This window comes from Devosia sp. (assembly GCF_041917035.1).
In the GTDB taxonomy this organism is placed as follows: domain Bacteria; phylum Pseudomonadota; class Alphaproteobacteria; order Rhizobiales; family Devosiaceae; genus Devosia_A.
Genome location: NZ_JAYRYM010000162.1, coordinates 1 through 8,707 on the forward strand (window position 1 = coordinate 1; position 8,707 = coordinate 8,707).

Consider the following 8,707-nt stretch of genomic DNA (forward strand, 5'->3'; position numbering starts at 1 on the left):
TCCGTCGAGGGGAGGGTGCCCGCAGCGGTGTGTGGGGAGATGTTGCCACGAACGCGGAGCGGCACCTCCCCCTTGACGGGGGAGGATGGGAGGGGGTGGACCCCAGGCTCGAAATCGAAATGGTTCACAGCCGCACCACCCCGCCCGTCCTGACGCTCTCGTCCGCGGCAAGGCAGATGCGGAGCGACTGCACCGCGTCCTGCATGTGCCGAGTCAGGTCGATATCCTCGGTGATCGCGCGGTAGAGATAGTCCTGCTCGCGGGCACACAGCGCGTCGTGCCCCGGCTCGCCCTGCATCGAGATGTACTCGTCCGCCGAGGCGAATTTCCCGTCGGGCCCGAGGTCCGCGCGGTGCACCCGGATGCGGTCGGTGCGTGTGTGGGTGTCGAGGTCGTCCGAGCGGGCGCCCGGGTCCATCACGATCGACACCGAGCCGTTGGGCGTCATCACGTCCTTGACGAAGAATGCCGTCTCCGAGACCATCGGTCCCCACGCCGCCTCGTACCAGCCGACCGAACCGTCGGCGAACAGCACCTGCAGGGCGCCGTAATTGTACATGTCGGGCGCAATCTCCTCGGAGAGCCGCACCCCCATGCCGCGCACCTCGATCGGCCTGGCGTCGGTGATCTGGCACATCACGTCGACATAGTGCACGCCGCAGTCGACGATCGGCGAAGTGGTCTGCATCAGTGTCTTGTGCGTCTCCCAGGTCGGCCCGCTCGACTGCTGGTTGAGGTTCAGGCGGAAGGCATAGGGGCCTCCGAGCTTGCGCGCCTCCTCGATGAACCGCACCCAGCTCGGGTGATGCCTCAGGATGTAGCCGACCACCAGCTTTCGCCCGTTCGCCTTCGCCGCCGCGACCACCCGCTCGGCGTCGGCGACGGTCGTCGCCAGCGGCTTTTCGATGAACACATGCGCGCCCTGCTCGAGCGCCATCACCGCGTAGTCGGCATGGCTGTCCGAGTAGGTGTTGATCGAGACCACGTCCGGCCGCAGGTCGCGCAGCGCCGCCTCGAAGTCCGGCCGGATCGCATGGCCGGAAAGCTCAGCATGCAGCCGCGGCGCCGACCGGTTGACCAGCCCGACGATCTCGAACCCCGGATGCCGGTGATAGGCGAGCGCATGGCTCCGCCCCATATTGCCCAGGCCGGCGACCAGCACGCGCAAACTCATGAAACCACTCCAGCGTAACGATGGGGCACCGCCATCCGCCCCCGCGCAGCGGGGGAGGGGGACCAGCCGGAGGCTGGTGGAGGGGGCCGCCGCAAACGCAAACGCCTCACTTCACCGCCCCCGAGGTGATGCCGCGGATCAGCTGCCGCGAGAAGATCAGGTACAGCACCAGCACCGGCAGGATGGCGAGCGCCAGCGCCGAGAGCACGCCGTTCCAGTCGGTCTGGAACTGCCCGATGAACATCTGGGCGCCGAGCGTCACCGTCTTGGTCGCCTCGGACGGCGCGAGGATCAGCGGGAACCACAGGTCGTTCCAGATCGGGATCATGGTGAACACCGCGACGGTCGCCATGGCCGGCCGCACCAGCGGCAGCACCAGGCGGAAGAAGATGCGGTACTCGTTCATGCCGTCGATGCGACCGGCATTCTTCAGGTCGTCGGACACCGTCCGCATGAATTCGGACAGAATGAAGATCGAAAGGGGCAGCCCCTGCGCGGTGTAGACCAGGATCAGCGCCCACAGCGTATTGACGAGCCCGCTGGCCACCATCAGCTGCAGGATGGCAACCGTCCCCAGCCGGATCGGGATCATGATCCCAAGCGCCAGGTAAAGCCCGGTCAGCGAGTTGCCGCGGAAACGGTACTCGCTCAGCGCGAACGCTGCCATGGCGCCGAACAGCAGCACGAAGAACAGCGCCGCCACGGTGACCACCAGGCTGTTCTGGAAATAGAGCAGGAAGTCGCCGCGCTTGAACACCGTCTCATAGCCCACCAGCGAGAACGCATCGCCGAATGGCAGGCCCAGCGGCGAGCCGAAGATCGCCTTCCGCGACTTGAAAGAGTTGATGACGACGACGAACACCGGAAACAGCGCGATGACGGTATAGGCGATCAGCACCGCATGCGCCGCCATGGCCCGCCCGGGCGAGTAGGTGGCCTTGCTCACTGGGCTCTCCCCGCGCTCGGTGTCACCCCGGCGCAGGCCGGGGCCCATCCTGAGACGTTGCCTCGCATACCGCTGGTTCGGACGGACCTCGGGATGGATCCCGGTCTGCGCCGGGATGACATCGGATCGGCGACAGCAATGGTGCTCACCTCCATCCCCATCACATCTGGTACCTTCTCAGCCGCGTCTGTATGCCGAACAGGTAGACGCACACCCCCGCGAGGATGATCAGGAACATCACCGCCGCGATGGTCGAGCCCAGGGCCCGGTCCCCAAGCTGCAGCTGGTAGCCGAAGAAGGTGCGATAGAGCAGGGTACCGAGCAGGTCGGTCGAGAAATTGGGCCCGGCCTGCGCCCCCTGCGCTGCATAAACCAGATCGAAAGCGTTGAAATTGCCGACGAATGTCAGGATCGACACGATTCCGATGGCCGGCAGCACCAGCGGCAGCTGGATCTTCCAGAACTGGCTCCAGCCGGTGATGCCGTCGCATTCTGCCGCCTCCAGCACCTCGTCGGGGATCGACAGCAGCGCCGCGTAGATCAGCATCATCGGGATGCCGATGAACTGCCAGTTGCTGATCAGCGCCAGCGTCGTCAGCGCATATTCCTCCTTGCCCAGCCAGGGTTGAAAAAGAAAGCCCAGCCCGATGGATTTCAGCATCCCCGAAGTCACGCCCCAGGTCGGCGACAGGATCAGCTTCCAGACGAAGCCGACGATGACGAAGCTCAGGATCGTCGGAATGAAGAACACCGTGCGGTAGAAGCCGCGCAGCCTGAGCCGGGGGTTCGACAGCAGCGCCGCGAGCAGGATGCCGATCGGGTTCTGCACCAGCATGTGGATGATGAAGAACCAGACGTTGTTCCTCAGCGCGTTCCAGAAGCTCGCCGACAGGCGCGGGTCGCCGAACAACTGCTCGAAATTGCCCAGCCCGACGAACTCCCATTTCTGCGAGAAGAACGCCTGGTAGAGCGTCGAGAGCAGCGGAAAGATCATCACCGCGGTGTAGACCGCCGTCGCCGGCGCGAGGAACACCAGGATGTGCCAGCGGAACGGCTTCCTGACCGGCGCGATGTCGTCACTTGCCATGCTGCCCCCCGGCTTGCTTCAACCAACCTGCCGACACCGAGCTTCGCTCTGGAGGCGCCCCCCACTCGGTGTCATCCCCGCGAAAGCGGGGACCTCCGTTGATCACTTGCGACACCCGAAACGGAGCTTCCCGCTTTCGCGGGAATGACACTGTGGGCGATTGCCATCCACCGCGACAAGCCCCAGAGAACCGAGCCGCCCGTGGGCGGCCCGGTAACTCACGCCAGCCTTACATCCCGGCGGGCTTGTACCAGCTCTCGAGCCCGGCCTGCAGCCGAGCACCCGCCGCCTCCGGCGTCTCGGCGCCCTTGATCACCTGCACCGAAGCGTTCCAGGTCTCGTTCTCGAGGTTGGGCGTGCCGCGCGAGAGGATCGCGTAGGTCGAGCGGATCGAAGACTCGCACTTGTCACGCCAGGAGACGAACTCCTGGGCGATCGGATCCTCCAGCGTCACCGCCGCGTTCGACAGCGGGAAGAATCCCGGCAGGGCATTGGCGAAGATCGTGCCGAATTCGGCCGACGCCACCCAGCTGAGGAACGTCCTGGCGGCATCCGGGTTGGCCGACTTGGCGTTCATGCCGATGCCGATATCGGTGTGGTCCGAGATATAGCAGGTGTCGCCGGCATTCTGCACCGGCGGCGGGAACACGCCCATCGGGAACGTCGCGTTGGCTTCGAAGCCGGCGATCTCCCACGAGCCGGTCGGGTAGATCGCGGCCCGGCCCAGGGTGAACAGGTTCTGGGAGTCCGAGTAGGTCTGCGCCTCGAAGCCGTCGCCCAGGTAGTCCTTCCACCTCGCCAGCTGGCGATACGGCGCCACCCAGCCCTCGTCGGTCAGCTTCTGCGTGCCGGCGATCAGCGCCAGGCGACCTTCCTCGCCCTTCCAGTAGTTCGGCCCGATGTTGTTGTAGCCCATCGTGGCCGCTTCCCACTGGTCGTTGGTGCCCATGGCAAGCGGAATGTAGGTGCCGTCGGCCTTGAACTTGTCGAGTACGGCGAAGAACTCGTCGACCGTCGCCGGCACTGTGACACCGACCTTGTCGAAGGCCTCCTTGTTGTAGAAGAAGCCGTGGATCACCGCGCCCATCGGCACGCAGAAGGTCGTCGCCTGGTCGTCGGTCGACCATGCGGCCTTGGCCACCGGCGAGAAGCCATCCATGCCGGGCAGGTCGTTCAGCGAGGCAAGGTGCCCCTTGTTGTAGAGCTCGAGCGAGGCGTCGAACGGCCGGCAGGTGATGATGTCGCCGGCCGAACCACCTTCGAGCTTGGCATTGAGCGCCGCGTTGTACTCGGTCGGAGCGGTGGGCGAGAACACCACCTTGATCCCCGGATTGGCGGCCTCGAAGGCCGGGATGATCTTGTCCTGCCACACGGTCAGGTCGTCCGTGCGCCAGCTCTCGATGGTAATCGTCGCGTCCTGTGCGACGGCGGGTGCGGCGAGCATGATCGCCGTCGAGGCCAGCAGCACTTGCTTGGTCAGTTTCATCGTTTCGTCCTCTCCTGTTCGCCCCTGGCCACCTGGCCGGGGACGGCTAACCCCTAGGCCTGCGGATCGGTGCTCGCTCTGGCGAGCGCCTGGCGCAGGTTGCCGCGGCTCTGGCCCAGCAGGGCCCCGGCTTCGGCGAGGCTCCTGACCCCCGCCGCGATCAGGGCGGCGGGCTTTACCTCGCCGCCCGATACCTCGAGGGCGCGGACGGCGGTGCCGTCGTCCACCCCGGTGATCTTCGAGACAATGCGGGCCGCCCGTCCCCTGAGCTTGGCATTATCGGCCTTCACGTTGACCATGAGCCCGTCATAGACATGTCCGAGGTGCACGCCCATCAGCGTCGACAGCATGTTCAGCGCTGCCTTCTGCGCGGTTCCGGCACCCATCCGGGTCGAGCCCGCGATCACCTCCGGACCGGTCGCGAGCAATACCGCGACCTCGGCACTTTCGAGCAGCGCCGAGTTCGGGTTGCCCGCGATGCCGATCGTTGCGGCGCCGGCGCGCCGCGCCGCCCGCAGTCCGGCCACTGTGTACGGCGTGCTGCCGCTCGCCGAGGTGGCGATGATGCAGTCGGCCGGTCCGACCATTGCGGCGGCCAGATCGGTCTCCGCCGCGTCCGCGCGATCCTCCCGGCTGCCGTCGAGCCGCTCGGCGATCCCCTTGCCATCGGCGAGGATCGTTACGATCCGCTCGTGCGCAATGCCATAGGTCTGCGGAATTTCGAGCGCATCGGCGAGCGACATCAGGGCGGGGCTGCCCGCCGCAACGTAGATCAGCCGGCCGCCGCCGCGCAGTCGCTCGGCGGCGAGGCGGGCGCCGCGGCAGAGGTCAGGGATGGCGACCGCGACGGCCTCGAGCGCGCGGCGCTGCCCGTCGAGCAATGCGGCGAGCACCACCTCGTCCGGCCAGGTGTCGAGCCCGTCGTAGCGCGCGTCGGCCGCTTCGGTGGCGGGCGGAATCGTCATCCGGGCCTCCGCGGCGTCCGGTCCGGGCGAAGGCAGTCCGCCGGCAGGGCGGCAGTGCGGCGGCGACGTCCACCGGCGCATTCCCTCGAGACCCGAACCGTCGTAACTAATGCCATGCGCGACCTCCTCCTGTCATAATGCCAAAAACATACCACTTGTCCAGCCAATGTTAACGGAAATCCCCGTGCGGCAACATCGCCGGTGCCTGGTGAGGTGACGGAAGCGTCAAGCCTCAAAGGAAGTTGCAGCTTCCGACGCTGACCGGTTTTTTCGCTTGGTCAATGGTCTTTTATTGGTATTATGGCGGTAGGCGCTTCGCACCGCTGGAATCGCCGGCCGGATTGGCTGGCTTCGCTTATGCTTGAAGGTATTGCATGTCCGACGCTTACCAGGCGCTGTTCGGTTCTGGCCCGGTCACTCTGCCGCAAGGGGGGCCGCTCTATCTGCAGCTGAAGCGCTGGATCGAGGACGCTGTCGCGCGGGGTCTGATCCAGCCGGGAGACGCGCTGCCGTCGGAGCGCGATCTGGCGACGCGCGTCGATGTTTCGCGTGTCACCGTGCGCAAGGCGGTGCAGCAGCTGGTGCGCGACGGCATCCTCGTGCAGCGGCACGGCTCGGGCACCTTCGTGGCTCCCCAGCCGCATCGCGTCGAGCAATCCCTGAGCCAGCTGACCTCGTTCGCCGAAGACATGGCGCGCCGCGGCATGGCCGTTCAGTCCGTCTTCCTCGATCGCGGCATCTATGTCCCGTCCCCGGAGGAAACCATGGTGCTGGGGCTGTCTCCCGGCGAGCGCGTCAGCCGCATCGCCCGGTTGCGCATTTCGGGGGACACGCCTCTGGCGATCGAGCGCGCCGCGCTGTCGACCAGCGTGCTGCCCGATCCGGGGGCGGTCCAGACCTCGCTCTATGCCGAGCTCGAAAAGACCGGCAACCGCCCGGTTCGCGCCATCCAGCGCATCCGCGCCGCCAACCTGGCGGAGGCGGACGCCGCGCTGCTCGAAATCCCGGCCGGGGCCGCCGCGCTGCACATCGAGCGCATCGCCTATCTCGCCTCCGGCAAGGTGGTCGAGTTCACCCGCTCCGTCTACCGGGGCGATACCTATGACTTCGTTGCCGAGCTCCGCGTCGGAGAAAGCGCCCGCAAGTGACAGCACCCACCCACATGCGCCTCGAGATCGAGGAGATTCCCGCGGCCGTGACTCGCCTGCTGTCACAGGGGCATCCGGATTTCGTCGCCGGTGGCGCCGCGCTGCGGGCGGCCGATCCCGCCGCCATCGTCACCATCGCGCGCGGTTCCTCCGATCATGCCGCGAGCTTCCTCAAGTACGCCGTCGAACTGCTGGCCGGCATTCCGGTGGCCTCGGTCGGGCCATCGATCGTCTCGATCTACGGTCGCGAGCTGAAGCTCGCCCGCACTGCCGCGATCGCCGTCTCGCAATCGGGCAGGAGCCCCGACATCGTCGCCATGGCGCAGTCGGCCCGCCGCAGCGGCGCGCTGACGTTTGCCCTGACCAACACGCCGGACTCGCCGCTGGCTGCGGCGGCCGATCGCGCCATCGCGCTGCGTTCAGGGGAAGAGAAGTCCGTCGCCGCGACCAAGACCTTCGTTGCCTCGATCGTCGCCGGCCTGGCGCTGATCGGCCACTGGCTCGAGGACGAGGCCCTGCTTGCCGCCCTCGACTCGCTGCCGGAGCTGCTCCAGCAGGCCATCGCCTGCGACTGGCGGCCCCTCATGGGCGCGCTCGATCAGCATCAGTCGCTCTACGTGCTCGGCCGCGGTCCGGCTCTCGCCATCGCCAACGAGGCGGCCCTCAAGTTCAAGGAGACCTGCGGGCTGCACGCCGAGGCTTACAGCGCTGCCGAGGTGCTGCACGGACCGGCGCGCATCGTCGAGCGCCATTTTCCGGTTCTGGCGCTCGCCGCCCGCGACGCCGCCGAGGCCTCGGTCGCCGAGGTCGCCGAGCGTCTTGCGGGGCAGGGCGCCCGCGTCTTCGTCACCTCGGTCAATGTCCGCTCGGCCGAGCGGCTGCCCTTTGCGGCCTCCGGCCACCCGATCACCGACGCCCTGGCGCTGATCGTCAGCTTCTACGGGCTCGTCGAGGCGCTGAGCCGTCGCCGTGGTTTCGACCCCGATCGCCCGCCCCATTTGAAGAAAGTGACGGAGACCACGTGATGGCTGAGAGGATCGCCCTCACCGGCGCCCGCATCTTCGATGGCGAGTCCTGGCACGATCGCTCCGCCCTCGTGATCAATGACGGGGTGGTCGAGGGCATTGTCGCCGCCGACTCCCCCATCGGTGCCGAGCGCGTTCCGGCCGAAGCCGACTATCTGGTGCCCGGCTTCGTCGACCTGCAGGTCAATGGCGGCGGCGGCGCGCTGTTCAACGAGACGCCGACGCTCGAGGCGATCCGTACCATCTGCCGCGCCTTCACCCGCTTCGGCACCACCGCCTGCCTGCCGACGCTGATCACCGACACCGTGCCGGTCGACGAAGACGCCATCGCTGCCGGCATCTCGGCCGCGCAGGCCGCCGTGCCCGGCTTCCTCGGTCTCCACCTCGAAGGCCCGCACCTGTCGGCGGCCCGCAAGGGCGCCCATGACGCCGCATTGATTCGCCCGATGCAGGAAGCGGATCTGCAGCGGCTCCTCGCGGCGCGCGCGAAGCTCCCGAATCTGATTGTCACCGTCGCCGCCGAAACCGTTGCGCCGGAACAGATTTCCCGCCTCGCCGCGGCCGGCATCGTGGTCAGCATCGGGCACTCCGAGAGCACCTATGCCCAGGTGCGGGCCGCGGTCGAAGCCGGCGCCGGCATGGTCACCCACCTGTTCAACGCCCAGAGCCAGCTCGGCAATCGCGAGCCCGGCGTCGTCGGCGCCGCGCTCGATCTCGGCGCCATCGATGCCGGCCTCATTGCCGACGGCATCCATGTCCACGCGGCGACCATCGGCGTGGCGCTCCGCGCCAAGCGCGGCCCCGGGCAGGTCTACCTCGTCACCGACGCCATGTCGCCCACCGGCACCGACTGGACCGAGTTCGAGCTCACCGGCC

Annotated in this window: 8 protein-coding genes; 3 read left to right on the forward strand and 5 right to left on the reverse strand. The window is 67.3% G+C overall.

The features are described from left to right. Positions 1-124: 124 nt before the first annotated feature. The 5 genes from ACE3TU_RS15410 to ACE3TU_RS15430 form a co-directional block, all read right to left on the reverse strand. Positions 125-1,174, reverse strand: coding sequence for a Gfo/Idh/MocA family protein (locus ACE3TU_RS15410; RefSeq protein WP_374625729.1), 1,050 nt, complete (start codon positions 1,172-1,174; stop codon positions 125-127). Between the two features lie 106 nt (positions 1,175-1,280). Continuing rightward, complete coding sequence (locus ACE3TU_RS15415) at positions 1,281-2,120, reverse strand: carbohydrate ABC transporter permease (RefSeq protein ID WP_374625731.1); 840 nt, start codon at positions 2,118-2,120, stop codon at positions 1,281-1,283. Positions 2,121-2,280: 160 nt separating this feature from the next. Continuing rightward, positions 2,281-3,207, reverse strand: coding sequence for a carbohydrate ABC transporter permease (locus tag ACE3TU_RS15420; protein ID WP_374625733.1), 927 nt, complete (start codon positions 3,205-3,207; stop codon positions 2,281-2,283). A 229-nt stretch (positions 3,208-3,436) separates the two neighbouring features. Continuing rightward, positions 3,437-4,693 carry an ABC transporter substrate-binding protein gene (locus ACE3TU_RS15425; RefSeq protein WP_374625735.1) on the reverse strand — a complete coding sequence of 419 codons (1,257 nt, stop codon included), beginning with the start codon at positions 4,691-4,693 and terminating at the stop codon, positions 3,437-3,439. Positions 4,694-4,746: 53 nt separating this feature from the next. Next, positions 4,747-5,658, reverse strand: a complete 912-nt coding sequence (locus tag ACE3TU_RS15430) for an N-acetylmuramic acid 6-phosphate etherase (protein WP_374625737.1) — start codon at positions 5,656-5,658, stop codon at positions 4,747-4,749. A 374-nt stretch (positions 5,659-6,032) separates the two neighbouring features. Between ACE3TU_RS15430 and ACE3TU_RS15435 the strand changes: the two genes are divergently transcribed. The 3 genes from ACE3TU_RS15435 to ACE3TU_RS15445 all read left to right on the forward strand — a co-directional run. Further along, positions 6,033-6,806 (forward strand): GntR family transcriptional regulator, encoded by a 774-nt coding sequence (locus ACE3TU_RS15435; RefSeq protein ID WP_374625739.1) that lies wholly within the window; start codon positions 6,033-6,035, stop codon positions 6,804-6,806. 14 nt (positions 6,807-6,820) lie between these two features. After that, positions 6,821-7,831 carry an SIS domain-containing protein gene (locus ACE3TU_RS15440; protein WP_374625743.1) on the forward strand — a complete coding sequence of 337 codons (1,011 nt, stop codon included), beginning with the start codon at positions 6,821-6,823 and terminating at the stop codon, positions 7,829-7,831. Further along, the coding region (locus tag ACE3TU_RS15445; protein ID WP_374625741.1) for an N-acetylglucosamine-6-phosphate deacetylase at positions 7,831-8,707 on the forward strand (877 nt) is incomplete at its 3' end. The genes ACE3TU_RS15440 and ACE3TU_RS15445, both read left to right, overlap by 1 nt.

What these genes read in the sequence shown, in the direction of transcription:
- ACE3TU_RS15410 (WP_374625729.1), bottom strand. Translation starts at nt 1,174, where the DNA reads ATGAGTTTGCGCGTGCTGGTCGCCGGCCTGGGCAATATGGGGCGGAGC.
- ACE3TU_RS15420 (WP_374625733.1), bottom strand. Translation starts at nt 3,207, where the DNA reads ATGGCAAGTGACGACATCGCGCCGGTCAGGAAGCCGTTCCGCTGGCAC.
- ACE3TU_RS15425 (WP_374625735.1), bottom strand. Translation starts at nt 4,693, where the DNA reads ATGAAACTGACCAAGCAAGTGCTGCTGGCCTCGACGGCGATCATGCTC.
- ACE3TU_RS15430 (WP_374625737.1), bottom strand. Translation starts at nt 5,658, where the DNA reads ATGACGATTCCGCCCGCCACCGAAGCGGCCGACGCGCGCTACGACGGG.
- ACE3TU_RS15435 (WP_374625739.1), top strand. Translation starts at nt 6,033, where the DNA reads ATGTCCGACGCTTACCAGGCGCTGTTCGGTTCTGGCCCGGTCACTCTG.
- ACE3TU_RS15440 (WP_374625743.1), top strand. Translation starts at nt 6,821, where the DNA reads ATGCGCCTCGAGATCGAGGAGATTCCCGCGGCCGTGACTCGCCTGCTG.